The organism is Microbacterium sp. B35-30, from assembly GCF_010634855.1.
In the GTDB taxonomy this organism is placed as follows: domain Bacteria; phylum Actinomycetota; class Actinomycetes; order Actinomycetales; family Microbacteriaceae; genus Microbacterium.
On the sequence record NZ_MWLQ01000036.1, the window covers coordinates 19,638 to 44,149 of the forward strand.

Consider the following 24,512-nt stretch of genomic DNA (forward strand, 5'->3'; position numbering starts at 1 on the left):
GCGGCGGCAGACCGCGCTCGTCGGCCGGGATCCCGGCATCGGCGTCCGCTACGGGGAACGCGTTGCCGGATCCCGCCACTGCACCGCCCGGCGCGGACTGGTCACCCTCTGCGCCCAGCTGCGACTCCTCGTCGTCGCGGCCGCGATCGCGATCGCGCGAGCCGTCCATGTGCACCCCGACGAGGACCAGCAGTGCGATCGCGATCATGTCGCACACGATGAAGATGTCGGCGATGTTGTAGATCGCCGGCGACATGCCGGGGAAGAACCACATCCACGGCGTGTTGATGAAGTCGACGACGTGCCCGACGGCGAACCCGGGGTCACGGAAGAGCCGGTCGGTGAGGTTGCCGAGGACGCCGCCCAGGAGAAGCCCGAGCGTGACGGCCCAGAGCCGCGAACGCACCCGCGTCGCGGCCAGCCAGCCGATGACGCCCGCGACGCCGGCCAGTGCGATCGTGAAGATCCACGTGACCTCCTCGCCGAGCGAGAAGGCGGCGCCGGGGTTGCGCGTGAGGTAGAAGCTCAGAAAGTCGCCGAGGACCTCGACAGGCTCCTGGAACGGCAGGTTCTCGAGCGCGAGGTACTTCGCCAACTGGTCGGCGGCCAGCACCAGCACCGCGAGAATCGCGATGATGGTGCCGGCCGCCGCCTGACGAAGGGGAGGTCGACGCGTCAAGGCCTAGAGGCCCAGCGCCGACACCGGCTGGGCGCCGGACGTCGTCGCCGAGGTCTCGAGGTCGCGCAGCTTGCCCTCGATGTAGCTGCGCAGCTGGGCGCGGTAGTCGCGCTCGAAGTTGCGGAGCTCGGTGATGCGGCCCTCGAGCGTGGTGCGCTCGCGGTCGAGCTTCGCGAGCTCTTCGCGGCCGCGGGTCTCGGCCTGGGAGACGATCGAAGCCGCCTGCGACTTGGCGTCGGAGATGAGCTGGTCGCGCTGCGCGATGCCCTCGGCGACGTGCTCGTCGTGCAGGCGCTGGGCCAGCTCGATGATGCCCGCGCTCGCGGCGGGGGCGGCACCGCCGACCGGTGCGGCCTCAGCGACGGGAGCCGGAGCGGGCTCCGCGGCTCGTGCGGGCGCAGCACCCGACTCGTACGCCGCCAGCTTGGCCTTCAGCTCCTCGTTCTCGGTGAGAGCCTTGCGCCACTCCACGACGATCTCGTCGAGGAAATCGTCCACCTCGTCGGGGTCGAAACCCTCTTTGAATCGGACGTGCTGGAACTGCTTGGTGACGACGTCATCGGGGGACAATGCCATGGTGATTCCTCTTTCGAGCGTCTGGTCGCTGGCCGATGTCGGGGCGACCGCCTGCTGGCGGCCGTTCGTATCAGCAAAGCATAGTCATCGGTTCTGCGAGTGTCGAAGGCGCGGCCCGCGTCACAGTGAGTCGCCGATTCAGCCCGCAAGTGTGCGCGTGATGCTGAGCAGGATGAAGCATCCCAGCATCGTCAGCGCGAACCCGAAGTCGATGGCGACGGCACCCACGCGCAACGGCGGGATGAAGCGCCGGAACAGCCTGATGGGCGGATCCGTGACGGTGTAGATGAGCTCGGCGACCACGAGCCCGGCGCCACGCGGGCGCCACTCGCGGTTGAAGAACGGGATCCAGTCGAGGATCAGCCGCGCGAGCAACACGAAGACATAGAGGAGCAGCGCGAGGTTGAGAATCGCTGCGATGATTTGGACGACTGCCACGTAGCCAGACTACGGCTGCGTGAAGGGGACCGACTCCGGATCCGCCTGCGGGACGGCCCCATCGCCCGACACGGCGACGTTCTCGGGCGAGAGCAGGAAGACTTTGCTCGTGACACGCTCGATGCGCCCGTAGAGCCCCAGCGACAGACCGCTGGCGAAGTCGATCAGACGACGCGCGTCGGCGTCGCTCATCTGAGAGAGGTTGATGATGACGGGGATGCCGTCACGAAAGTTCTCGGCGATGATCTGGGCATCGCGGTACTGCTTGGGATGCACCGTCAGGATCTCGTTGATCGTCGCCGGTGCCGGCTGACGCACCACGGCGGGCCGGTGGATCGGTGTGATCGGAGCGGCCGGCTTGTCGACGACCTGCTCCGACTTGCGAGCACGCGGCTGGGGCGCAGGCTCCTCGTAGACCTCTTCCTCGTCTGCGAGTCCGAGGTACACCATGGTCTTCTTGAGCGGGTTCGACATCTGATCCTCCGTAGTGCTCATCTGTTCCGAGGTTAACCGCGTTGTGGCCTGGGGCCGGTGATTGCCGAACCGATGCGTAGGTGTGTCGCGCCCGCCGCGATCGCCTCGGCGAAGTCCGCCGTCATGCCGGCGGAGATCCAATCCGCCTCGGGCACGACCGCGCGCACGGTGCCGGCGAGGGCGTTCAGCCGGGCGAACGCGTCCGCCGGGTGCTCGTCGAGCGGTGCGACCGCCATCACGCCGCGTACGCGCAGCGAGCGCAGCGCAGCGGCGTGCGACGCGAGCGCCTCGAGCTCGCCGGGGGCAACGCCCCCGCGGCCCGGGTCGTCCGTGAGGTTGACCTGCAGCAGCACGTCGAGCGGGGGCTCCCCCGGCTCGCCGGCCGCGTCGAGCGCGTCGGCGAGCCGGGTGCGGTCGAGCGAATGGACGACGGATGCCGCGGCCCGGATCGCACGAGCCTTGTTGGTCTGCGCCTGCCCGATGAAGTGCCACCGCAGGCCCGCGAGATCGCCCACCTCGACGACCTTGCGGCTGAACTCCTGCTGCCGGTTCTCGCCCACGTCACGCACGCCGAGCGTGTACAGCTCGTCGACGAGCGAAGCGGGGTGGAACTTGGTCACCACGATGCGGGTGAGCTCCGAGGGATCGCGACCGGCCGCGCGTGCGGCATCCGCAATCCGCTCATCGATCGCCGCGAGATGCGCACGGAGGTCTGTCACGGCCGGGCGTGCCGACGGCTTACTTGAGGAAGTCGGGGATGTCGAGATCATCGTCGCCGAACGCCGTGTCATACGACGACTCGGTGACGGCGCCGACCGAGACGGGGACGGGCACCTGCTCGACGACATCGCGATCCTTCGCCGCTTCGTCGGCCGGGGTGGCCGGCACCGCGGGAGTCGAGACCACACGCGCGGCCGCGATCGGCTCGATGCGCTTCTCCGGCTCGCCGCCGTCGAAGCCGGCCGCGATGACGGTGACCCGCACCTCGTCGCCGAGCGTGTCGTCGATGACCGTTCCGAAGATGATGTTCGCCTCGGGGTGCGCGGCCTCCTTGACGAGCTGGGCGGCGTCGTTGATCTCGAAGATGCCGAGGTTCGATCCGCCCTGGATCGACAGCAGCACGCCGTGCGCACCCTCGATCGACGCCTCGAGCAGCGGCGACTCGACGGCGAGCTCGGCGGCCTTGATGGCACGATCTGCGCCGCGGGCCGAGCCGATGCCCATGAGGGCCGATCCGGCCCCCTGCATCACCGACTTGACGTCGGCGAAGTCGAGGTTGATGAGACCCGGCGTCGTGATGAGGTCGGTGATGCCCTGCACACCGGCGAGGAGCACCTGGTCGGCCGTCGCGAACGCCTCGATCATCGAGATGCCGCGGTCGCTGATCTCGAGGAGGCGGTCGTTCGGCACCACGATGAGGGTGTCGACTTCTTCCTTGAGCTTGGCGACGCCGGTCTCGGCCTGCTGCTGACGGCGGCGGCCCTCGAACGAGAAAGGCTTGGTCACCACACCGATGGTGAGGGCGCCGATGGACTTGGCGATCTTCGCGACCACGGGCGCGCCGCCCGTGCCCGTGCCGCCGCCTTCGCCCGCCGTCACGAAGACCATGTCGGCACCGCGGAGCGCCTCTTCGATCTCTTCGGCGTGGTCTTCGGCGGCGCGACGGCCCACTTCCGGATCGGCACCTGCGCCGAGCCCTCGGGTCAGTTCGCGTCCGACGTCGAGCTTGACGTCGGCGTCGCTCATCAGCAGCGCCTGGGCGTCGGTGTTGATGGCGATGAACTCGACCCCGCGCAGGCCGAGCTCGATCATGCGGTTGACCGCGTTGACGCCGCCGCCGCCGACGCCTACGACCTTGATCACGGCGAGGTAGTTCTGGTTCTGGCTCATGCCGGCCTCCGTAGCCCTGGACCTTTTAACCTTCAACCTCTAGTAGAGGTATAAAGAATTGCCCGGTATGCAATTCCTTGACTCGAAAGTAAGCGGACACTGCGCGCTCGGCCGCAACGGAACGGCGTGTCGCCGCATCCGGTCCCGGAAGTGGCCGTCAGGAGAAGGCTCAGCGGACGACGACGACCTCAGGCGACGTCACGTCGTAGGTCGTGACGTCCGCCGGTGGACGCTGGGCCATCATCTTGGCGAGATTCAGCGCCTTGTCCGCCGACCGGTCCGCGCTCCCCCACACCACCTGCGCATTCGACCCGCCGAGGGTGAGCGTCACGTCATCGGGGGTCGACGCGGTCACCTCCGTCACCTGTGCACGGATGTCGTCCGGCAGCGCGCGCATCACCTGTCCGGCCGCCGCGAAGGCGTCGGAGTCGATGCCGCCCGCGATCGCGAGCACGGGCATGCCGGCGCTCGGCGTCGCCGCCGTCGACAGCGCGACGCCCGCGGCGTCCACGAGCGTGTAGCCCGCGCGGGTCTCGATCAGGCCGATCGGCGTGCGCTCGACGATCCGCACCACGAGCTCATGGGGCGGCCGGGCCTCGAGGGCGTACGTCTCGATCAGCGGGAAGGCGACGAGCGCGGCCTTCACGGCGCTCTCGTCGACCAGCGGCAGAGGCGTGCCCAGCTGGGTCGCCAGCGCGTCGGAGATGTCGTCCGCCGCGAGCTGCTGCGCCCCGACGACCGAGATCCTCTCCACGCCGAAGAGCGGGCTGTACGCCGCACCGAGCGTTCCGAGCGCCAGGAGGAGGACGGATGCCGCGGCCCCGAGCCAGATCGCGCGCCGCCGTCGCTGTCGCACGGTGAAGCGGCGGATCTCGGCGCGCAGCGCCTTGCGACGGGCACGCGATGCCCGCCAGACCTCGCGGAAGCCGACGTCCCCGGCATCCGTCTTCGCGGCAGAGCCGGGTGCCCGCCCCGAGTCCGGCGCGGGGGCCGCGCTGGGCAGGGCGGTCGGCGATGACAGCGGGATGACCCGGGCCGTGTCGTTCCCGTCCGTCAGGGCGGAGTTCGTGCTGCCGGCCTGCGTCTCGCGGGCGGATTCAGTCGCGCGAGGCCCAGCCTCACGGAGGGCGGAGAGATCCTCGGTCGGATGGTCCTCAACCGGACGATCCTCGATCGAGTAGTCGTCGGCCGGGGCGACGCCGGCCCAGTCGTCGCCGGCCGTGTGGTCGTCGGCCGGCGGGGTCGGCGCACCCGCACGCGCCTGGCCGCGCGAGGCGACCGGCGGCTGCGGCAACGGCGACGGGCGGCGCATGCGGTCCTACTCCGCGGTACTGGACAGGCCGGCGGGGCCCGACGGGTCGGCCAGGCCAGAAGGCCGGGCGGGAGTGAAGACATCGGGGCTCGTCGTTCCGCCGCGCGCGCGACCGAGCGCCTCGAGCACCTGGGGGATGATCAGGTTCACATTGCCGCAGCCGAGGGTGATGACGTAGTCGCCTGCGCGGGCGACCGACGCGGTGTAGTCGGCGGCCTCCTGCCAGTCGGGCACGAAGTGCACGTGCGACGGGTCGGCGAAGGCATCGCTCACCAGCTCGCCGGTCACTCCCGGCACGGGGTCTTCGCGCGCGCCGTACACGTCGAGCATGACCGTGTGGTCGGCATAGCGCTCGAGCACGTCGGCGAACTCCTGGTACATGTCCTTCGTGCGGGAGTAGGTGTGGGGCTGCTGGATCGCGATGATGCGCCCGTCGCCGACGACCGTGCGCGCCGCGGCAAGGGCGGCGGCGACCTCGGTCGGGTGGTGCGCGTAATCGTCGAAGACGCTCACGCCGCGCTCGACGCCGTGGAGCTCGAAGCGGCGCACGGTGCCCGCGAACCCCTCGACGGCGCGCACGGCCGGCTCGAGTGAATGGCCGAGTGTGAGGAGCACCGCGACGGCGCCGGCCGCATTGATCGCGTTGTGGGCGCCCGGGATGGGAAGCTGCGCGTCGACCGTGACCCCGTCGTGGGTGAGGCGGAACGAGACAGGGCCGTCGGTGACGACGTCGGCGACGCGCACCGTCGCTCCCTCGGCCTCGCCGAAGGTCACGACGCGCGAATGGGTGAGCTGCGCCGTCACGAGCTGGGCGCCGGCGTCGTCGGACGAGATCACGACCGCCTCGCGCGCCTCGTTCGCGAACCGGGCGAACGCGGCGTAGAAGGCGTCCCGCGTGCCCCAGTGGTCGAGGTGGTCGGGGTCCACGTTGGTGATGAGCGCGATCGACGTGTCGTACAGCAGGAATGTGCCGTCCGACTCGTCGGCTTCGATGACGAAGAGGTCGTCCCGCCCGCTGCCACTCGATACGCCGAGCTGCGCGATGACGCCGCCGTTGACGAACGTCGGGTCGACCCCGATGTCGCGCAGCGCCGTGACGATCATGCCCGTCGACGTGGTCTTGCCGTGAGCGCCGGCGACCGACACGAGCCGGCGTCCGCCGATCAGCCAGTACAGCGCCTGCGAGCGGTGGATCACGTGCAGCCCTCGCTGCTTGGCCAGCAGGAACTCGGGATTCTCGGGCCAGATGGCGCCCGTGTGCACGACCGTGTCGACGTCGTCGGAGAGATTCGCTGCGTCATGGCCGACGTGGACCGTCGCACCGAGCTCGGCGAGCTCGCGCAGCCCCTTGCTGTCGGCGCGGTCGGACCCCGACACGCGGATGCCGCGCTCGAGGAACATGCGGGCGAGCCCCGACATGCCGGATCCGCCGATTCCGATGAAGTGGGCGGCGGTGATGTCGTCGGGGATGGGAAGACTGAGATCGGGTCTGATCATGGCCCGTCAATCCTAAGTTGGGTGACGGTCTCCGCGGCCCCGGCGCGCTGAGCAGGCGCCTCGGAACTGTATTGACACATTGATACAAAACGTGACACGATCGCCTCATGCTCGATTGGGTCACCACATTCAACGGGGGCGTTCTCGCCGGAATCGCCGCGGTGGCCGTCATCGCCTTGATCGCTTCACGCGGTGCGGACTTCGGCGCGACGCCGGCCTACCGGACCGCGTTGCGTGCGCGTCTGCCGTTCGGTTCGGAGGCGATGGCCCTCAGCGTTCGCCACCGCACCAGATCCCTGCTCAGGGCGAATATGTGGGGTCTTCTCGCGACCGTCATCGCAGCGTCCGTGGTGTTCGCGGCTACCCCACTGTCGTCGAGCCCACAGTTCCTGTGGCTCGTCACGCTGTCGATCTTCCTCGTCGTCCTGACGGCGACGGCGGTGGTTGTCAACCTCCGCGAACGGCTCTTCCATCCGGCGCCCACGGCCGTCCGTGTCGCTCGCCCGCGCGCGCTCCGTGTCCGCGACTACGTCGGGCGCGGGCGCCGACTGACGCCGCCCGTCCTCCTGGTCGCCGCCACGGCGAGCTGTGCGATCCTCGCGGTCACTGCCGCGCTCCGCCCCGTCGATCGCGTTGAGCTGGTGCTCGCCTACACCGCGCTGGGTTTCGCCGTCCTCACCGCGGTCGGCGGCAGGTTCGCCGAGCGCCTCGTGCTCGCGCAGCCGCAGCCCGCCTCCGACACCCTCGAACTCGCATGGGACGATCTGTTCCGCGCGGACGCGCTCAGCGTGCTCCGGATGGGCGCGGCGACCGCGGCTTGGCTCCCGCTCGGATGCGCCCTCACGCTCAGCGCAGATGCCTGGCTGCTTCCAGGATCCAGCGACGTTTCGGCACTGTTCCCGTGGTGGGGTATCCCCGCGATCCAAGTGCTCTACACCCTCGGTCAGGGCAAGTTGCCTGCTTCGATCTACCCTGACTTCCTTCATCCGGCGACGCCCGCTTCAGAGGAGCAGTTCGCATGATCGTCATCGACCCGTCCTCGCCCGTCCCGCCGTTCGAGCAGCTCCGCGCCGGGCTGGTCGACTCCGTCGCATCCGGGGAGCTGGGTGCCGGCGAACGGCTTCCCACGGTCCGGCGCCTCGCCGAAGAGCTGGGCATCGCGCCGGGCACCGTGGCACGCGCGTACCGAGAGCTCGAGGCATCCGGCGTCATCGAGACCCGCGGCCGCAACGGCACGTTCGTGGCGTTCGACGCCGACCCTGCGCGTCAGCAGCTGCAGCGGGCCGCCGCCGCCTTCGCGGCCCAGGTGCGCGACCTGCGCCTCGACGCCGACGAGGCTCTCGCCATCGTCACCGCCGCGCTGCGCGGGGGCGAGACCTCACCCGCGTCCTGACTCCCGGAGCGCTTCGTCGATCATCTCGACAACGTTCTCGGTGCCGGTCCGGGTGCCGACGGATGCCGCAGCCGCCGCCATCGCGGCACGCCGAGCGTCGTCGGACAGCAGCGGGATGACCTCTGCGCGCACGCGGTCGCCGGTGAACTCGGCGTCCGGAATCAGCACCGCCGCGCCGGCGCGGATCGCAGACGAGGCGTTGAGCGCCTGTTCGCCGTTCCCGACCGCGTAGGGCACGTAGACGGTCGGGATGCCGAGCGCGCTGAGCTCGCTGACGGTCGCCGCTCCTGCCCGCGACACGACGAAGTCCGCCAGCGCGAAGGCGAGGTCCATGCGGTCGACGTAGCGGCGCACGGCGTAGCCTGCGGCGCCCGGGTCGGGCAGCTCCGAACGCTCACCGGTCACGTGCAGCAGCTGCCAGCCGGCATCGAGCACATCGCGCCAGCCGGCGCCGTGACCCTCACCGAACGCCGCGTTCAGGCGCTGTGCGCCGAGGGAGCCGCCGAAAACCAGCAGCACCGGCTTCGCCGGGCCGAGGCCGAAGTGCGCGGCGGCCTCGGCATGGAGCGCGTCGCGGTCGAGCGTGACGATCTCGCGGCGCAGCGGCATCCCGACGACACGAGAGCCCCTCAGCGGTGTGCCCTCGAAAGCGACTCCGACGCCGGCAGCCGACCGTGCGCCCAGCACGTTCGCGAGCCCGGGACGCGCGTTCGCCTCGTGCACGACGAACGGAACGCGCTCGCGGCGTGCCGCCATGTACGCGGGGGCCGACGCGTAGCCGCCGAAGCCGACGACGACGTCGACGCGGCGTGCGGAGATGTGCGCGCGCACCTGCGCGATCGCACGGCGGAACCGCGCCGGGAAGGCGGCCGCGGCCGGGTTCGGCCGACGCGGGAACGGCACCTTGTCGACGAAGAGCAGCTCGTAGCCGCGCTCGGGCACCAGCCGTGCCTCGAGCCCTTCGCGGGTGCCGAGCACGAGCACCTCGGCCTCGGGGTCGCGGGCCCGCAGGGCATCGGCGACAGCCAGGAGCGGGTTGACGTGTCCGGCGGTACCGCCGCCGGCCAGGAGGTACGTCGTCACTCCCCGAGCCTACCCGGCCAGGCCGACAGGGTTTGGGGCGCACGGCGGACGCTTGGGGCGCGCGTCACGCGCCCCAAGCGGTCGCGCCGCGCCCCGAACCCGCACACACCGCACGACATGGACCCCGACGGATGCCTCGGCTCAGCGCACGGCGCGGAGCTTGGCGCGCTCGCGGGCCGCTCGGGCCTCGGCGATCGCCGCCTCGCGCCGGGCGACGGAGGCGGGCAGCGACCGCGCGAACGCCAGCAGGACGCCCGAGGCCAGCAGCACCGACACCAGCGAGGTGCCGCCCTGCGACATGAAGGGCAGCGGCACGCCCAGCACGGGGAAGACGCGCAGGACGACGCCGATGTTGATCAGCGCCTGGCCCACGATCCACACCGTGATGCCACCCGCGGCGATGCGCACGAACGGGTCGTCCGTCTTGCGGATGACGTGGAACGCGCCGACGGCGAAGAGCGCGAACAGCGTCAGCACGACGGCGCAGCCGATGAGCCCGAGCTCCTCCCCGACGATCGCGAAGATGTAGTCGTTCGCCGCGGCCGGCAGCCAGTCGTACTTCTCACGGGAGTTGCCGAGGCCCAGACCGAAGATCCCGCCGCTGGCGAGTCCCCAGATGCCGTGCAGCGGCTGATAGCAGTCGTTGTAGTAGTCCGCCAGGCAGTTCGGGTTCAGGAAGCTCCAGAACCGCCGCATGCGGTCGGCGCTGGTGAGGAAGTAGAACGCGACGAAGCCGGCGGCCGCCAGCATCGGCAGGATGAACACGCGCAGCTTCACCCCGGAGAAGAACAGCCCGCCGAGCACGATCAGGGCGAGGATCATCGCCGTGCCGAGGTCGCTGCCCGCGATCACCGTCGCCAGCGCGAGGCCCGCAACCGGCACCAGCGGGATGTAGACGTGACGCCAGTCGGCGAGGAGCGTGCGCTTGCGGAAGAGCACGAACGCGACCCAGATCGCCAGCGCGAGCTTGAGGAACTCCGACGGCTGCGCCTGGACGCCGCCGACGTTGATCCAGTTGCGGTTGCCGTCCATGTCGATGCCGAGCCCGGGAATGAACACCAGCAGCTGGAAGGCGATGCCGAAGATCAGCGCCGGCCACGCGATCTTCTTCCAGAAGGCGACGGGCAGACGGCTGGCGACGAACATCAGCGGGATGCCGATCACGGCGAACATGACCTGCTTGATCACCATCTCCCACGGCGCCTCGCCGGCGGCCGTCGCAGTGGCGGACGTCGCCGACAGCACCATGACGAGCCCGAAGACCGTCAGCAGGAGCGCCGTCGAGGCGATGAGCAGGAACTCGCTGGGCACCGGCGCGAAGACGCGGCCGAGCGACACCCGCGCGGCGAGTCCGCGGCGGGCGGGCGGTTCAGGCGGCGTCGGGGTCTGCCGGGTCCGCGGCGGCTGCGTCGTGGTCACGCTGCTCCCCCGTTCCGATCCGATCCCTCACCGCGGCAGCGAATCTGCGACCGCGGTCCGCGTAGGAGGCGAACTGGTCGAAGGATGCCGCAGCGGGAGCGAGCAGAACCACGTCCCCGTCACGCGCCACCCCTGCCGCCAGTTCGACGACCTGCGCCATGACCTCTTCAGTCTCAACGGCCTCGACCTCGAACACCGGCACCGCGGGCGCGTGTCGCTCGAACGCGGCGAGCACCGCCGCCCGGTCGACGCCGATCACGATGGCCGCCTTGGTGCCTGCGCCCCGGCCCGAGACGAGCTCCGACACGTCGACGCCCTTGAGCAGGCCGCCGACGACCCACACGGCACCGGGGTACGCCGCGAGCGACGAAGCCGCGGCGTGCGGGTTGGTGGCCTTGGAGTCGTCGACCCAGGTGATGCCCTCGTGCTGCGCGACGACCTCGATGCGGTGCGGGTCGAGCCGGAAGTCGCGCAGGGCATCGCGGATCGCCGCGGGTGCGACATCCATCGACCGCGCCAGCGCGGCGGCGGCCAGGATGTTCGCGACGATGTGGGGCGCGGCGAGGCCCTTCGCGGCCAGCTCCTCCACCGTGGTGAGCTCCAGCGCGCTGGTGCGCCGGTCGTCCAGGAAGGCGCGATCGACCACGATGCCCTCGACGACCCCGAGGTCGCTCGGACCGGGCACGCCCAGATCGAAGCCGATCGCGCGCGCCCCCTCGACCACCTCGGCGTCTTCGACCATGCGCTGGGTCGCGGCATCCGCCTTGTTGTACACGCACGCGACGCGCGTGTTGTCGTACACCTGCGCCTTCGCGGCGCGGTAGGCGTCGAACGAGCCGTGCCACTCGAGGTGGTCGTCGGCGAGGTTGAGACACACCGCCGCCCACGGCGACAACGGATCAGGCGAGTCCTGCAGCCCGAGGTACCAGAGCTGGTGGCTCGAGAGCTCGACCACCAGCGCGTCGAACCCGGAGGGGTCGCGCACCGCGTCGAGCACGGGAGTGCCGATGTTACCCACGGGGGCAGCCCTGAGGCCGCCGGCGACGAGCATGGTCGCGGTGAGTCGGGTGGTCGTGGTCTTGCCGTTGGTGCCGGTGATCAGGATCCAGTCCGCGGGCGTGCCGTCCGATCGCACCACCTTGTCGCGCACCCGCCACGCGAGCTCGACGTCTCCCCAAAGTGCGATGTCGTTCTCACGAGCCCACGAGATGAGCGGATGCCGAGGCGCGAAGCCCGGCGACGCCACGACGACCTCCGGCGCGAAGTCCGCGAGCTCGGCCGGCACGGCGTCGAGGCTCCCGGTCCAGAGCCGCACCCCGATGACCGGCAGCAGGCGCTCGTACTCCTCGTCGGCGCTCTCGGTCACGACGAGCACCTCGGCGCCGAGCTCGGCGAGCGTGTCGGCGACGGAGAAGCCGGTGACCGACATCCCGAGCACCGCGACCCGCAGCCCCTTCCAGTCGGCGTTCCAGCTGGTGAGAGTGGACAGGCGTTCCGAGGTCATGTGCGCGAGAGCCATTCGACGTAGAAGAAGCCGACGCCCGACACCGCGAGGAGGCCCGCGATGATCCACATGCGCACGACGATGGTGACCTCCGACCAGCCGCGGAGTTCGAGATGGTGGTGGAACGGGCTCATCAGGAAGAGCCGCTTGCCGCGCGTGATCTTGAAGTAGAGGCGCTGCAGGATCACCGAGCCCGGGCCGATGATGAAGACACCGGCGACGAGCACGGCGAGCAGTTCGGTGCGCGTGAGGATCGCCATCGCGGCGATGACGCCGCCGATCGCCATCGACCCGACGTCACCCATGAAGACCTTGGCCTTCGGCGCGTTCCACCAGAGGAATCCGACCAGCGCGCCGACGAACGAGGCCGAGATGATCGCCAGGTCGAACGGGTCCCGGGTCGGATAGCACGCGGCTTTGGCGGCCGCCGAGAGTCCCTCGCCACCCCAGCACGCCTGGTTGAACTGCCAGAACGCGATGAGGCTGTAGGCGCCGATGACGAAGATGCCGGCGCCCGCCGCCATGCCGTCGAGGCCGTCCGTCACGTTCGTGCTGTTCGAGAAGGCCACTCCGATGAAGGTGACCCACGCCAGGTAGAGGATCCAGCCGACGATGAGGCCGAGGGTCATGAATCCGAGCACCGGCACATCGCGGAACACCGACACATACGGCGAGGCCGGCGTCTGGTCGAACTCGTTCGGGAAGGCCAGGGCGACGATGCCGAACGGCACCGTCACGATGACCTGGCCGACGATCTTGCGCCAGCCGCTCAGTCCCATGAACTTCTGCTGGCGCACCTTCATGTAGTCGTCGATGAAGCCGACCGTGCCAAGGCCCACCATCATCCAGATGACGAGCAGGCCCGAGATCGTCGGCGGGTTGTTCCCCACGTAGCAGCCGACCAGGTAGCCGACGATCGTGCCGACGATGAAGATGGTGCCGCCCATGGTGGGCGTGCCGCGCTTCGTCTGGTGGTTCGGGTTGCGGATGTCCTCCGGCGTGCGGATCACCTGACCCCAGCCCCACTTGCGGAAGAGCCGCAGGAATACGGGGGTGAGGAAGAGCGTGAATGCCAGCGAGATCGCCGCCGCGGTCAGGAGAGATCTCACGAGAACGATTCTCCCAGACGATCGCCGAGGAACCGCAGTCCCGCCGAGTTCGACGACTTCACGAGCACACGGTCACCGTCGCGCAGCTCACCCTGCAGGTAGTCGAAGGCCTCATCGGCCGTCGCGAAGAAGACGGCCTCGTTGTCCCACGAGCCCTGGGCGACGGCTTCGAGGTACATCCGGCGCGCGGCGTCGCCCACGACGACGATGCGCTGGATGCCGAGCCGCACCGCGAGCAGACCGACGCGGTCGTGCTCCTCCTCCGCGTATTCGCCGAGCTCGCTCATCGCCCCCAGGACCGCGACGGTGCGCTCGCCCGGACCGGTGATCTGGGCGAGGGTGCGCAGGGCGGCCGACATCGAGTCGGGGCTCGCGTTGTAGGCGTCGTTGATGATGCGGACGCGATCCGACCCGAGCGGCTGCATGCGCCACCGCTCGGCGATCTCCACGGTCTCGAGACGCGCGACGGCGTCGGCGAGCGAGACACCGAGGGTGGTCGCCGCGGCGATGGCGGCGAGGGCGTTCATGACGTGGTGCTCGCCCAGCACGCGCAGGCGGAGCGGCAGCGAGATCCCGTCGGCGGTCACCGTGAAGGACGTTCCGGATGCCGTCACCACGACATCGTCGGCGCGGACATCTGCGGCGGCGGCGCCGCGGCCGAACCAGCGCACGGCAGCGCCCTGCTCGGCGGCGATCGGGGCCATCGCGGCGACGCGGGCGTCGTCCGCGTTGAGCACCGCCACTCCCCCGGCGCTCAGCGCCCGGACGAGCTCGGACTTGGCGTGGAAGGTCGCCTCGATGCCGCCGAACCCGCCGGCGTGCGCCATGCCCACCATGAGGACGACGCCGACATCGGGGTCGACGAGCCCTGCGAGCCGCGCGATCTCACCCGGCGCGCTCGCACCGAACTCGCTCACGAGGAACTCCGTGGTCTCGGTGACGCGCAGCATCGTCAGCGGCGCGCCGACCTCGTTGTTGAACGAGGCCTTCGGAGAGACGGCTTCGCCCTCGCCCTCGAGGATGCGGGCGAGCAGGTTCTTCGTCGTGGTCTTGCCGTTCGACCCGGTGATGCCGACGACGCGCAGGTCACCGGCATCCCGGACGCGCTGCACGACCTCGCGCGCGAGGTCTGCGAGGGCGGCGACCGCGTCGGGCACGACCACCTGCGTGACGTCGGCGCCGACCCGGCGCTCGACGATCGCCAGCGCCGCGCCCTTCTCGACCGCCGAGTCGACGAACAGGTGCCCGTCGGTCTCGTCGCCGGGCTTCGCGACGAACACGCCGCCCGGAGCGATGAGCCGGGAATCGGTGTCGACCGCTCCCGAGATGAGCGTGTCGGGCGTGTCGCCGTCGGCGAAGTGCACCTCGCCCGCGAGGGCACGGGCGATCTGGGCGATGGTGAGCGCGATCATCTTGGGGGTACTCCGGCCCTCAGCAGTAATCCGGCACAGGACTACCCGAACTTGGGCAGCAGCTCCGGCGACGTCGTCGAGGGCATGACGCGGTAGGTCTTGAGAACCTGGGTCATGGCCTTCTGGAACGCCGTCGCGTTGGCCGCAGACGATGTTACCTTCGTCGGCTCGTCCAGAGTGACGACCACCACGTACTGCGGGTCGTCGGCCGGCGCGAAGCCCACCATCGTCGTGTAGTAGACGCCCTGCTTGTAGCCGCCGTTGACCAGGTCGGCCTTCTCGCCGGTGCCGGTCTTGCCGCCGATGCGATAGCCGGGGATCTCGACGGTCTTGGCGTAGGGGGCCTGCAGGAACACGTTCTCGAGCATCTCGCGCATCTGGGCCGACGTGCTCTCGCTGACGACCCGCTCGGGCTCGGCGAGATCCGGCTCGATCACCGTGCCGTCGGGCTTGGTGCAGGACTCGATGATCTGCAGCGGCATCTTGACGCCGCCGTTGACGATCGCCCCGTACGCGCGGGCCAGTTCGGGCATCGTGGTGGTGACACCCTGACCGAACGAGGTGTTGTACGCCGTCTGCGCACCCCACTCCTCGACGGGATGGATCAGGCCGTTCGCTTCGAGAGGATAGCCGGTCGACGCGCCTTGACCGATGCCGAAGCGCTGGAAATAGTCGTAGCGCGTCTGGTTGTCGACCTTCTCGCTGAACTTCGAGATTCCGGCGTTCGACGAGTCGATCAGCACGCCGGTGAGCGTGTAGGTGTGCGCCGGGTGCTGGAAGGAGTCGCGCACGCGCGCGCCGTTGGGAAAGTTCTCCAGCCCGGACGCCACGACGGTGGAATCCGGCGACTGTCCGCCCGCGTCGATGACGGTCGCCGCGGTCAGGCCTTTGAAAGTCGACCCGGGTTCGAACGTCCCACGAAGGATCTGGCTGGTGCGGTCGTCCGCTGCGGTCGCGTCCACGTCGTTGGGGTCGACGGTCGGGTACTCGGCCGCCGCCCGCACCTTTCCGGTCTTGACCTCGTACACGAGGATCGAGCCGTGCTGCGCGGCCATGTTCTGCGTCTGCTCGGCGATGAGCTGCTGCAGGTACCACTGCAGATCCCGATTGATCGTCAGCTCCAGCGTGCCGCCGTCCGTTGCCGGGGTCTCGGTCTCGGTGCCGGGGATGACGACGCCGTCCTTGCCGCGCTCGTAGCGGCGCTCGCCGTTGGTCGCAGCCAGACAGTCGTTCTGCGACTGCTCGAGCCCTTCCAGCGCCTCGCCGTCCGTTCCCATGAAGCCGACCAGGTTGCCCGCGACGGCCCCGTCCGGATAGGCGCGTGCGGGGTGGGAGTTGCAGGTGATGTAGGGCATCTTGAGGTCGGCCAGGGCGCGGAACTGCTCGGTCGACACGCCGTTCCGGAGCTTGGCGTACCGCGTCTCCGGGTCCTCGGCGAGGGCGGTGCCCACGATCGTGCGCACCTCTTCAGGGGTCTGGCCGGTGATCTCGGCCACGTCGTTCGACACGTCCGCCCAGAGGCGCGATTCCGACTTCTCCGCGAGGACGTCCGCATCGGTCTGCGTGAGGAGGAGCGGATCGAGCTGGCAGTCGTAGCGCAGGATGCTTCCTGCCAGGGTCTGACCCGTCTCGTCGATGATCGTGCCGCGTGCGCCGTACAGCTTCTGCTGGCCGGCGAAGGCGGTGTCGAGCGAATCCTTGACGTGGTCGTCGGCGTTCACGACCTGGATGTCGACGAGTCGCACGATGAAGCCCGCGAGGACGGCCAGGACGACGGCGAGAGCGACGACCGTGCGGCGGCGGGGACTTCTCGTGCTTCGTGTCGTCATGTCCGTCTCGTGCTCTGATCTCGCGTTCTCGTATCGGCTGCCGTCGGTTCAGTGTGTGCTCGGGGTGGGCAGTCCGTCGGTGAGGGGCGGCGGAGTGTTGCCGACTCCGCCGTCGGGCGTCCCACCAACGTCGACGGGGACGCCGTCGATCGTGGCGTCGGGCACCGTGACCAGCGGGGTGTCCGTGATGAGCGCGTTGGCCACCGCACCTCGGCCGATCGCGTCGACCGACGACGATCCCATCGCCACCTCCGACGGACCGAGGATCGAGCCGTCGCTCAGCCGCAGGTAACTCGGCGCCTCGTTGATCACCATGCCGAGCGCGGCGGCGTTCGCGGCGAGGTACTGCGGCGAGCTCAGCCCGGCGACGTCGTCGTAGAGGATCTGCTTCTCGTACGTCAGGTCGCGCTGCTCCTTGGTCAGGGCTGCGAGCTCGTACGTCCCCTGCGTCGTCATGATCGACAGCGACATCTGCGCCGCTGCGATGAGGAACGCCCCCATCACCGCGACGATCCCGTAGAAGAGCTTGGGCCGACGCCGGCGAGCCGGCGCATCGACGACCTGCAGACGCCGGCGCGGGGCATCCGCTCGATCCGGTGCGGCGCTGCCGACGGGTCGGCGCACAGCGGACCCCGAAAGGCTGGCCGCCGTCGTGGCGTTCGCGATCGTGCTCATGACGCACCTCCCGCGTGCTCGGACCGGACGCGCTCGGCGGCGCGCAGGCGTACCGGTGTCGCGCGCGGGTTCACCGCGCGCTCCTCGTCGGTGGCGAGCTCGGCACCTTTGACGAGCAGTCGGAACTTGGCAGCATGTTCGGGAAGCTCGACGGGCAGGCCCGCGGGCGCGGTGGAAGCGGATGCCTCGGCGAAGGCGCGCTTGATCAGCCGGTCCTCGAGGGACTGGTACGACAGCACGACCATGCGTCCGCCGACCGGGAGGATGTCCAGGGCCGCGGGAATGGCGCGCTCGAGCACCGACAGCTCGCGGTTGACCTCGATGCGCAGCGCCTGGAACACGCGCTTGGCCGGGTGACCCGCGCGCTGCACGGCCGCGGGGGTCGCAGCCTGCAGGATCTCGACGAGCCGCCCCGACCGCTCGATCGGCGCCTGCGAGCGGGCCGCGATGATGGCCCGCGCGTAGCGTCCGGCGAGCTTCTCCTCGCCGTAGCGCTCGAAGATGCGGCGGAGGTCGCCCTCGCCGTAGGTGGCGAGGATGTCGGCCGCGGTCGTGCCCGCCGACTGGTCCATGCGCATGTCGAGGGGGGCATCCTGGGCGTAGGCGAAGCCGCGGTCGGCGACGTCGAGCTGCAGCGACGAGACGCCCAGATCGAACAGGATGCCGTCTGCCGCGGCGAAACCGCTGGAGGTGACGGCATCCGCGATCCCGTCGTAGACGGTGTGCACGAGAGTGATGCGATCGCCGAAGCGCGCCAGGCGCTCCCCCGCGATGCGCAGCGCATCGGTGTCGCGGTCGAGACCGACCAGGTGCAGGTTCGGGAAGCGCTCGAGGAACGCCTCGGAGTGACCGCCCATGCCGAGCGTGGCATCGACGAAGACCGCGCCCTCGCGCTGGAGCGCGGGGGCGAGCAGCTCGATGCAGCGCTCGAGCAGGACCGGGGTGTGGATGTCGCGCAGGTTCATGGTCGTCGGGGCCTCCGGGGTCTTGTCTCCTGGGTCCTGATCCCCATCCGCTCTGACCTGGCACCGGGGAAGTGGCGACAGGGCGGGAGCGGCTGGGAGTCAGGGCTCAGGCGACAGGAGCCTCAGAACAGGCCCGGAATCACCTCCTGCTCCAGCTCGGCGTATGTCTCTTCGTTGGCCTCGGCATAGGTGTTCCATGCCGTGGCGTCCCAGATCTCGGCATGGGCGCCGACGCCGGTGACGACGAGGTCGCGCTCCAGGCCGGCGTATGCGCGCAGCGGAGGGGGGATCGTGATGCGGTTCTGACTGTCGGGCTTCTCGGCACTGGCACCCGAGAGGAACATGCGCAGGAAGTCGCGTGCCTGTTTGTTGGCGAGCGGTGCCTCGCGGATGCGGTCGTGCACCCGTTCGAACTCCTTCTCGCTGAACACGTACAGGCAGCGATCCTGCCCGCGCGTCACGACGACACCCCCACCGAGATCGTCGCGGAACTTCGCCGGGAGGATGACGCGACCTTTGTCATCGAGCTTGGGTGTGTGCGTGCCCAAAAGCATCGGTACATCACACCCCCTTCGTCCGGCCCCCCCGGGTTGTACGCCACTTTACTCCACTCTCCTCCACTTTGCTATCGATTCGATGACAATCCACTCCCGCGCAGCGTCGCGCATGGGAATCGAGGGGGTTTTCGGGCAACAAAAAAGCACCGACCCGAAGGTCGGTGCTTCTCGTGCGGACTCAGCCGGCGGCGATGCTCAGCGCTCGCCCTGCCGCTTGTCCCACCGGTCGTTCATGCGATCCATGAACGACGAGGCATTCTGCGGTTTTGCCGGTCGGTCGGGTTCGACGCGCATCTTGCCGGGACCGCGGCCCGGTGTAACGGCAAGGAGGACTCCGCCCAGCATCACGACGAAGCCGATGACGCCGACGACGATCAGCTGCTGCGAGACCCCGACGATGAGACCGCCGAGCCCCAGCAGCACGAGGATCGTGCCGTAGACGATGTTGCGATAGCTCAGAGTGCGTCCGTCGCGGGGCGCGCTGACGACATCCGCGTCGTTGCGCATGAGATGGCGCTCCATCTCGTCCAGCAGGCGCTGCTCCTGTTCGGAGAGTGGCATGCATCCCCCTCTGTACTTCGGTGGCTCGATTGTACGCGTGCCGTTCCTCACTAGGCTAGGCCCGTGTCCGCCCCCGCAGAACCGATCGAAGCCATTTCCCAGCGAGTGGACATGTTCATCTCGGCTCAGCGCGAGGACGTGATGGATGCCGGCGCCGAGGCGGACCGGTTCGTCTCCGCAGCAGCCGATGCGGCGACAGGCGGCAAACGACTCCGAGGGCGATTCTGCATCGCCGGGTGGAGGGCTGTGGAGGAGGCGTCGGCGCCGGCCGGCGACGCTCCGCATCCCGTGCTGGCAGCAGCCGCGGCGCTCGAGGTGTTCCATGCCGCCGCGCTCGTCCACGACGACCTCATCGACAACTCCGATACCCGCCGCGGCCGTCCCGCGGCGCACCGCGCGCTCGAAACCGGGCACCGCGTGTCCGGCTGGCTCGGCGATGCCGACGCCTTCGGTCGGTCGGGTGCGATCCTGGTCGGCGATCTCCTCGTGGCCTGGAGCGACGACCTCCTCGAGGAAGGGCTCGCCGAGACCACGCCCGACCGCGCAGCCGCGGCGCGCCGCGAGTACGCCCTGATGCGCCGCGAGGTCACGCTCGGCCAGTTCCTCGACATCGCGGAGGAATCGGCGTTCGCGACCGAGCCCGACGAGCGGCACGCCGAGCGGGCGCTGCGCGTGGCATCCTTCAAATCCGCGCGGTACAGCGTGCAGCAGCCTCTCGCGATCGGTGCGGCCCTTGCGGGAGCGGATGCCGCCCAAGCGGCCGCGCTGGCCGCGTTCGGGCATCCGCTCGGCATGGCGTTCCAGCTGCGCGACGACGTGCTCGGCGTCTTCGGCGACGAGTCGGCCACCGGCAAGCCCTCAGGGGACGATCTTCGCGAGGGAAAGCGCACCGTTCTCATCGCGTACGCCCGCGAGGCGCTCGCCCCGGGATCACGCCGCATCGTCGACGAGCTGATCGGACAGCCCGACCTCGACGCCGAGCAGATCGCGTCACTGCAGCAGACGATCGTCGACACCGGAGCGCTCGACCGCATCGAACGCCTCATCGTCGATTACGCCCGCGAAGCCGACCGCGCGCTGTCCGGTGCACGCCTCGGCAATGCCGCGGTGGGCGAGCTCCGCGATCTGGCGCGCGCCGCGACCGTTCGCACGACCTGAGCACCGGCCGTCGCGTGGCGACCGATCCTCGGGCGTCAGCTGGACCGCGCGCGCTGACCCGCTCGGCTACCCCGGCTCAGACCACCGTGCGTGCGACCCGGCGCACCTCGCTCTTGCGACCGGCGAGGAGCGCCTCGATCGGCGGCATGCCGATGGACTCCTCGGGGCTGAGCAGCCAGTCGATCGCCTCGTCGTCCGAGAAGCCGGCGTCGTGGAGCACGAACACGGTGCCGCGCAGCGACGGCAGCGGATGCCCGTCGACGATGAAGACGGACGGGACTTTCAGCACGCCGTCGCGCTTGGACCCGACGAGCTGGAACTCGTCGAGCATGCGGCGCACCCGGCCGAGCGGTTCGCCGAGCACATCCACGAGGTCCGGAAGAGTGAGCCAGTCGGTCTCGAAGCGGGGAGCGTCGTCAGAGGTCACGGAGACAACTATCTCAGATGACGTGGGACCGAATGTGCTCGCACTCTGGCCACTCCAGTCACACAGGCCTCTTCTTATAGCAGGCGTTGACACCAATCGACTTCCGTGACACGGTCTTTCGAAGTCGACTGAGGGGGGAACTCGTGCGACAGGTGCGGAGTACCAGGAATACCGTCCATCGGAGCGCCGGCCCTTCGCGGGTGCTCTTCGCCGGGGTCCCGGTGGCCGTCGCCGGCTCGATCGCGCTGACGCTCTCAGCCGCTCCCGCGCAGGCCGCGACGGGGGACGCCGCCGCTGCAGCGGGCACGCGAGCGGTGGACGCGGTCCGGCCGGCCGACCCGCCGACCGGCATTCGCGGGGCGGCGCCCGAGATGGCGACCACGTCCGCATCCCACACGCTGACCCCCGCGCCGGCCGCCGCTTCCGCCGCGCCGGCCGCCGCCCGGATGGCCGCCGAGGCGGCACCTGCGACCTACACCGTCCAGCGCGGCGACACCGTGAGCCGCATCGCCGCGCGCTTCGGGCTGCGCACCGGCGACGTGCTCGCGCTCAACGGACTCGGCTGGTCGTCGACCATCTACCCGGGGCAGGTGCTGAAGCTCGGCGCCGCAGCCGCCGCACCCGCACCCGCGAGCCCCGCCCCGGCCCCCGCCCCCGCCCCGGCCCCGGCCGGCGGTGCCTACACGGTCCAGCGTGGGGACACGATCAGCGTCATCGCCCAGCGTCACGGCGTCAGCGTCAACGCGGTGCTGTCGGCCAACGGTCTCGGCTGGTCATCGATCATCTACCCCGGCCAGACGCTCACGGTCCCCGGCGGGGGCGCGCCCGCCGCATCTGCTCCTGCTCCGGCGGCGCCCGCGCCTGCCCCTGCTCCCGACCCGAGCGCGCCGGTCGCCGGCACGCATACGATCGCTGCAGGCGACACGATCAGCGGGATCGCGAAGCGCTACGGTGTCAGCGTCAACGCGGTGCTGTCGGCCAACGGGCTCGGCTGGTCATCGATCATCTACCCCGGCCAGGCGCTCAAGATCCCGGCATCCGTCCCCTCCGTTCCCGGGCTGACCGCCGAGCAGGTCGGCAACGCGCAGCTGATCGTGCGCATCGGTCGCGAGCTGGGCGTGTCGGACCGCGCCATCGCGATCGCCCTCGGAACCGCGATGCAGGAGTCTTCGCTGCGCAACGTGACGTGGGGCGACCGCGATTCGCTCGGCCTGTTCCAGCAGCGCCCGAGCTACGGGTGGGGCACCGAGGCGGAGGTTCAGGATGCCGCACGCGCGACCCGCGCCTTCTTCGGAGGGTCCGGCGACCCGAACGGCGACCGCACCCGCGGCCTGCGCGACATCCCCGGCTGGGAGGCCCTCACGTTCACCCAGGCGGCGCAGGCGGTGCAGATCTCTGCATACCCCGACGCGTACGCGAAGTGGGAGGCACCGGCGCATGCGTGGCTCGCGGCGCTCGGGTGAACGCGATCCGGAACCGTCACATTACGATCTCGCGGGGTGAGCCGCTCCGCATCCTCGCAGGCCCGCGTCCGTAGACTCTCAGCGTGAGCACGAGTCAGCAGACGGACCCGCTGATCGGCCGTCTCGTCGACGGCCGGTACCGGGTGCGTGCTCGCATCGCCCGAGGGGGCATGGCGACCGTGTACGTCGCGACCGATCTGCGCCTCGAGCGCCGTGTGGCGCTCAAGGTGATGCACGGCCATCTGAGCGACGACACCGTGTTCCAGAGCCGGTTCATCCAGGAGGCCCGCGCGGCCGCCCGGCTGGCCGACCCGAACGTGGTCAACGTGTTCGACCAGGGCCAGGACGGCGACATGGCCTACCTCGTCATGGAGTACCTCCCCGGCATCACGCTGCGCGAACTCCTGCGCGAGCAGCGCCGGCTGACCGTGCCGCAGGCGGTGTCGATCCTGGACGCCGTGCTGTCGGGCCTCGCCGCCGCGCACCGGGCCGGCATCGTGCACCGCGACGTCAAGCCCGAGAACGTACTCCTCGCCGAGGACGGGCGCATCAAGATCGGCGACTTCGGGCTGGCGCGGGCGACCACGGCGAACACCGCGTCGGGTGCGCAGCTGCTGGGCACGATCGCGTACCTGGCGCCCGAGCTCGTCACCCGCGGCACCGCAGACGCGCGCAGTGACATCTATGCCATCGGCATCATGCTCTACGAGATGCTCACCGGGGAGCAGCCCTACAAGGGCGAGCAGCCGATGCAGATCGCCTTCCAGCACGCGACCGACTCCGTCCCTCGCCCGAGCGTGAAGAACCCGGGCGTACCCGAGCAGCTCGACGAGCTGGTGCTCTGGGCGACCGAGAAGTCGCCCGACGAGCGGCCCCTCGACGCACGCGAGATGCTGCAGCGTCTGCGCGACATCGAGCGCGAGCTGGGCGTCTCCCCCGTGGTGGCACGCACCGGTCCGATCGGGATCGTCCGCGACGACACCGCGCCGACCGGCGAGCTCACCGCCGTGCTCCCCAGCACCGCCACCGGACCCACGACCGCGATGGAAGAGGTCGACAACGCCGGCCGGCTCCGTCGCGCCACCCAGCGCCGCCGCTCACGGGGCGCGTGGCTCATCGTGCTCGCACTGCTGCTCGCGACGCTTGCGGGCGGCCTCGGGTGGTGGTTCGGCGCGGGACCAGGGTCTCTGGTCGCGGTCGCTGATGTCACGGGGAAGACCTTCGAAGAGGCATCCGAGATCCTCCGCGCGGACTCGCTGGTGGCCGTGCAGCAGGGTGAGAACAGCCTCGAGGTCGCCGCGGGACAGGTCATCCGCACGAACCCCCCGCAGGGCACACGCGTCGACAAGGACACCGAGGTGAACGTCTTCGTCTCGCTCGGGCCGGCCGAGGCGACCTTCGCGTCGTTCGCCGGCATGTCCGAGGCCGACGCGCGCGCCGTGCTGAGCGAGAAGTCCGTTCAGACCGTCGAGGAGAACAGCGAGTTCTTCAGCGACCAGGCACCCGACACGGTCCTCGGCGTGGCGATCCGACCCGCCGGCGGGGCCGACGACGGGTCGCAGGACGTCGCCTGCCTGGACGGGTGCGTCGTTCACGAGGGCGACACCGCGCGCCTGTCGGTGTCTGTGGGGCCGGTGCCCGATGTCGTCGACCAGAGCGAAGGCTCGGCCCGCAGCGAACTGGAGGGCGTCGGCCTCCTCGTCGCCGAAGACAGCGCGACCGACACGAGCGAGACGATCGAAGAGGGACGCGTCATCGGTGTGAGCGGGCCGGAGGATCGGCCGTGGGCACCCGGTGACACCGTGACCCTCGTCGTGTCGACCGGTCCCCCGCTGTTCGAGGTTCCCGACGTGGTCGGGGACAGCCGCGACGAGGCGATCGAGAAGCTCGAAGCAGCCGGATTCCAGGTCGACTACGCCGCGTTCTTCGGCGTCGTTCCCAACGACATCACCGAGGTGACGGCATCCGACCCGGCCGCGGGAGAGCTGCGAGTGCGCGGCACGCGCGTTTACATCCAGCTCACCGTGACCGGCTGACCGGTCGTCCGGCGAGGTCAGCCACCCAGAGACAGCGAAGATCCCTGGATGCCTC

General features: G+C 70.0%; 23 protein-coding genes and 1 pseudogene. 5 read left to right on the forward strand and 19 right to left on the reverse strand.

Annotated elements, in window-relative coordinates:
* Window positions 1-148: 148 nt before the first annotated feature.
* The 8 genes and pseudogenes from lspA to murC form a co-directional block, all read right to left on the reverse strand.
* Window positions 149-679: pseudogene (gene lspA / locus B2K11_RS17515) on the reverse strand (signal peptidase II); the annotation flags it as partial.
* A 3-nt stretch (window positions 680-682) separates the two neighbouring features.
* On the reverse strand, window positions 683-1,255 hold the full coding sequence (locus B2K11_RS17520) for a DivIVA domain-containing protein (RefSeq protein WP_163620234.1): 573 nt from the start codon (window positions 1,253-1,255) through the stop codon (window positions 683-685).
* Window positions 1,256-1,393: 138 nt separating this feature from the next.
* The gene (locus B2K11_RS17525) at window positions 1,394-1,693 is read right to left on the reverse strand and encodes a YggT family protein (RefSeq protein ID WP_163620236.1); all 300 of its coding nucleotides are present in this window, start codon (window positions 1,691-1,693) and stop codon (window positions 1,394-1,396) included.
* Between the two features lie 9 nt (window positions 1,694-1,702).
* Window positions 1,703-2,167 carry a cell division protein SepF gene (sepF, locus tag B2K11_RS17530; RefSeq protein ID WP_163620265.1) on the reverse strand — a complete coding sequence of 155 codons (465 nt, stop codon included), beginning with the start codon at window positions 2,165-2,167 and terminating at the stop codon, window positions 1,703-1,705.
* A 32-nt stretch (window positions 2,168-2,199) separates the two neighbouring features.
* A complete protein-coding gene (locus B2K11_RS17535; protein WP_239526210.1) occupies window positions 2,200-2,886 on the reverse strand; it encodes a YggS family pyridoxal phosphate-dependent enzyme in 687 nt (228 codons plus the stop codon).
* Window positions 2,887-2,905: 19 nt separating this feature from the next.
* Window positions 2,906-4,057, reverse strand: coding sequence for a cell division protein FtsZ (ftsZ, locus tag B2K11_RS17540; protein WP_163620240.1), 1,152 nt, complete (start codon window positions 4,055-4,057; stop codon window positions 2,906-2,908).
* A gap of 169 nt (window positions 4,058-4,226) precedes the next feature.
* Window positions 4,227-5,369, reverse strand: a complete 1,143-nt coding sequence (locus B2K11_RS17545) for an FtsQ-type POTRA domain-containing protein (protein ID WP_163620242.1) — start codon at window positions 5,367-5,369, stop codon at window positions 4,227-4,229.
* A 6-nt stretch (window positions 5,370-5,375) separates the two neighbouring features.
* Window positions 5,376-6,866: a UDP-N-acetylmuramate--L-alanine ligase gene (murC, locus tag B2K11_RS17550; protein WP_239526211.1), complete on the reverse strand. Its 1,491-nt coding sequence runs from the start codon at window positions 6,864-6,866 to the stop codon at window positions 5,376-5,378.
* A gap of 107 nt (window positions 6,867-6,973) precedes the next feature.
* On the opposite strand from murC, the gene B2K11_RS17555 reads away from it, so the two are divergent.
* Both B2K11_RS17555 and B2K11_RS17560 read left to right on the forward strand, forming a co-directional pair.
* Window positions 6,974-7,888, forward strand: a complete 915-nt coding sequence (locus B2K11_RS17555) for a hypothetical protein (RefSeq protein ID WP_163620243.1) — start codon at window positions 6,974-6,976, stop codon at window positions 7,886-7,888.
* Entirely contained in the window at window positions 7,885-8,259 is a 375-nt protein-coding gene (locus B2K11_RS17560; protein WP_163620245.1) for a GntR family transcriptional regulator, read from the forward strand. Before B2K11_RS17555 ends, B2K11_RS17560 begins: the two co-directional genes overlap by 4 nt.
* Here B2K11_RS17560 and B2K11_RS17565 read toward each other — a convergent pair.
* The 10 genes from B2K11_RS17565 to B2K11_RS17610 form a co-directional block, all read right to left on the reverse strand.
* Window positions 8,245-9,342, reverse strand: a complete 1,098-nt coding sequence (locus B2K11_RS17565; protein ID WP_163620246.1) for a UDP-N-acetylglucosamine--N-acetylmuramyl-(pentapeptide) pyrophosphoryl-undecaprenol N-acetylglucosamine transferase — start codon at window positions 9,340-9,342, stop codon at window positions 8,245-8,247. The genes B2K11_RS17560 and B2K11_RS17565 overlap by 15 nt on opposite strands.
* Before the next feature lie 141 nt (window positions 9,343-9,483).
* On the reverse strand, window positions 9,484-10,761 hold the full coding sequence (gene ftsW, locus B2K11_RS17570; protein WP_163620249.1) for a putative lipid II flippase FtsW: 1,278 nt from the start codon (window positions 10,759-10,761) through the stop codon (window positions 9,484-9,486).
* On the reverse strand, window positions 10,712-12,265 hold the full coding sequence (murD, locus tag B2K11_RS17575) for a UDP-N-acetylmuramoyl-L-alanine--D-glutamate ligase (RefSeq protein WP_163620267.1): 1,554 nt from the start codon (window positions 12,263-12,265) through the stop codon (window positions 10,712-10,714). The genes ftsW and murD overlap by 50 nt, the downstream gene beginning before the upstream one ends.
* Window positions 12,262-13,374: a phospho-N-acetylmuramoyl-pentapeptide-transferase gene (gene mraY, locus B2K11_RS17580; RefSeq protein ID WP_163620252.1), complete on the reverse strand. Its 1,113-nt coding sequence runs from the start codon at window positions 13,372-13,374 to the stop codon at window positions 12,262-12,264. Before mraY ends, murD begins: the two co-directional genes overlap by 4 nt.
* Window positions 13,371-14,786, reverse strand: coding sequence for a UDP-N-acetylmuramoyl-tripeptide--D-alanyl-D-alanine ligase (murF, locus tag B2K11_RS17585; RefSeq protein WP_163620254.1), 1,416 nt, complete (start codon window positions 14,784-14,786; stop codon window positions 13,371-13,373). Before murF ends, mraY begins: the two co-directional genes overlap by 4 nt.
* A gap of 41 nt (window positions 14,787-14,827) precedes the next feature.
* Complete coding sequence (locus B2K11_RS17590; RefSeq protein ID WP_163620256.1) at window positions 14,828-16,615, reverse strand: penicillin-binding protein 2; 1,788 nt, start codon at window positions 16,613-16,615, stop codon at window positions 14,828-14,830.
* A 48-nt stretch (window positions 16,616-16,663) separates the two neighbouring features.
* Window positions 16,664-17,290: a hypothetical protein gene (locus B2K11_RS17595; protein ID WP_239526212.1), complete on the reverse strand. Its 627-nt coding sequence runs from the start codon at window positions 17,288-17,290 to the stop codon at window positions 16,664-16,666.
* Window positions 17,287-18,255 (reverse strand): 16S rRNA (cytosine(1402)-N(4))-methyltransferase RsmH, encoded by a 969-nt coding sequence (gene rsmH / locus B2K11_RS17600; RefSeq protein ID WP_163620257.1) that lies wholly within the window; start codon window positions 18,253-18,255, stop codon window positions 17,287-17,289. Before rsmH ends, B2K11_RS17595 begins: the two co-directional genes overlap by 4 nt.
* 122 nt (window positions 18,256-18,377) lie before the next feature.
* A complete protein-coding gene (mraZ, locus tag B2K11_RS17605; RefSeq protein ID WP_163620259.1) occupies window positions 18,378-18,809 on the reverse strand; it encodes a division/cell wall cluster transcriptional repressor MraZ in 432 nt (143 codons plus the stop codon).
* Window positions 18,810-19,007: 198 nt separating this feature from the next.
* Entirely contained in the window at window positions 19,008-19,373 is a 366-nt protein-coding gene (locus tag B2K11_RS17610) for a DUF3040 domain-containing protein (RefSeq protein ID WP_163620261.1), read from the reverse strand.
* 63 nt (window positions 19,374-19,436) lie between these two features.
* Between B2K11_RS17610 and B2K11_RS17615 the strand changes: the two genes are divergently transcribed.
* Window positions 19,437-20,531 (forward strand): polyprenyl synthetase family protein, encoded by a 1,095-nt coding sequence (locus B2K11_RS17615; protein WP_239526213.1) that lies wholly within the window; start codon window positions 19,437-19,439, stop codon window positions 20,529-20,531.
* 76 nt (window positions 20,532-20,607) lie between these two features.
* Here B2K11_RS17615 and B2K11_RS17620 read toward each other — a convergent pair whose 3' ends face one another.
* Window positions 20,608-20,958: an Rv2175c family DNA-binding protein gene (locus B2K11_RS17620; protein WP_239526216.1), complete on the reverse strand. Its 351-nt coding sequence runs from the start codon at window positions 20,956-20,958 to the stop codon at window positions 20,608-20,610.
* A 200-nt stretch (window positions 20,959-21,158) separates the two neighbouring features.
* On the opposite strand from B2K11_RS17620, the gene B2K11_RS17625 reads away from it, so the two are divergent.
* Both B2K11_RS17625 and pknB read left to right on the forward strand, forming a co-directional pair.
* Window positions 21,159-22,421 (forward strand): LysM peptidoglycan-binding domain-containing protein, encoded by a 1,263-nt coding sequence (locus B2K11_RS17625; protein ID WP_163620262.1) that lies wholly within the window; start codon window positions 21,159-21,161, stop codon window positions 22,419-22,421.
* 83 nt (window positions 22,422-22,504) lie between these two features.
* The gene (gene pknB, locus B2K11_RS17630) at window positions 22,505-24,457 is read left to right on the forward strand and encodes a Stk1 family PASTA domain-containing Ser/Thr kinase (RefSeq protein WP_163620263.1); all 1,953 of its coding nucleotides are present in this window, start codon (window positions 22,505-22,507) and stop codon (window positions 24,455-24,457) included.
* Window positions 24,458-24,512: the final 55 nt, after the last annotated feature.

Bases quoted from the DNA above. Each gene is read 5' to 3' on its own strand.
- sepF (WP_163620265.1), bottom strand. From the start codon at position 2,167: ATGTCGAACCCGCTCAAGAAGACCATGGTGTACCTCGGACTCGCAGAC.
- B2K11_RS17520 (WP_163620234.1), bottom strand. From the start codon at position 1,255: ATGGCATTGTCCCCCGATGACGTCGTCACCAAGCAGTTCCAGCACGTC.
- B2K11_RS17610 (WP_163620261.1), bottom strand. From the start codon at position 19,373: ATGCCACTCTCCGAACAGGAGCAGCGCCTGCTGGACGAGATGGAGCGC.
- murD (WP_163620267.1), bottom strand. From the start codon at position 12,265: ATGACCTCGGAACGCCTGTCCACTCTCACCAGCTGGAACGCCGACTGG.
- B2K11_RS17555 (WP_163620243.1), top strand. From the start codon at position 6,974: ATGCTCGATTGGGTCACCACATTCAACGGGGGCGTTCTCGCCGGAATC.
- mraZ (WP_163620259.1), bottom strand. From the start codon at position 18,809: ATGCTTTTGGGCACGCACACACCCAAGCTCGATGACAAAGGTCGCGTC.
- murF (WP_163620254.1), bottom strand. From the start codon at position 14,786: ATGATCGCGCTCACCATCGCCCAGATCGCCCGTGCCCTCGCGGGCGAG.
- B2K11_RS17560 (WP_163620245.1), top strand. From the start codon at position 7,885: ATGATCGTCATCGACCCGTCCTCGCCCGTCCCGCCGTTCGAGCAGCTC.
- murC (WP_239526211.1), bottom strand. From the start codon at position 6,866: ATGATCAGACCCGATCTCAGTCTTCCCATCCCCGACGACATCACCGCC.
- rsmH (WP_163620257.1), bottom strand. From the start codon at position 18,255: ATGAACCTGCGCGACATCCACACCCCGGTCCTGCTCGAGCGCTGCATC.
- B2K11_RS17595 (WP_239526212.1), bottom strand. From the start codon at position 17,290: ATGAGCACGATCGCGAACGCCACGACGGCGGCCAGCCTTTCGGGGTCC.
- B2K11_RS17590 (WP_163620256.1), bottom strand. From the start codon at position 16,615: ATGACGACACGAAGCACGAGAAGTCCCCGCCGCCGCACGGTCGTCGCT.
- ftsZ (WP_163620240.1), bottom strand. From the start codon at position 4,057: ATGAGCCAGAACCAGAACTACCTCGCCGTGATCAAGGTCGTAGGCGTC.
- B2K11_RS17545 (WP_163620242.1), bottom strand. From the start codon at position 5,369: ATGCGCCGCCCGTCGCCGTTGCCGCAGCCGCCGGTCGCCTCGCGCGGC.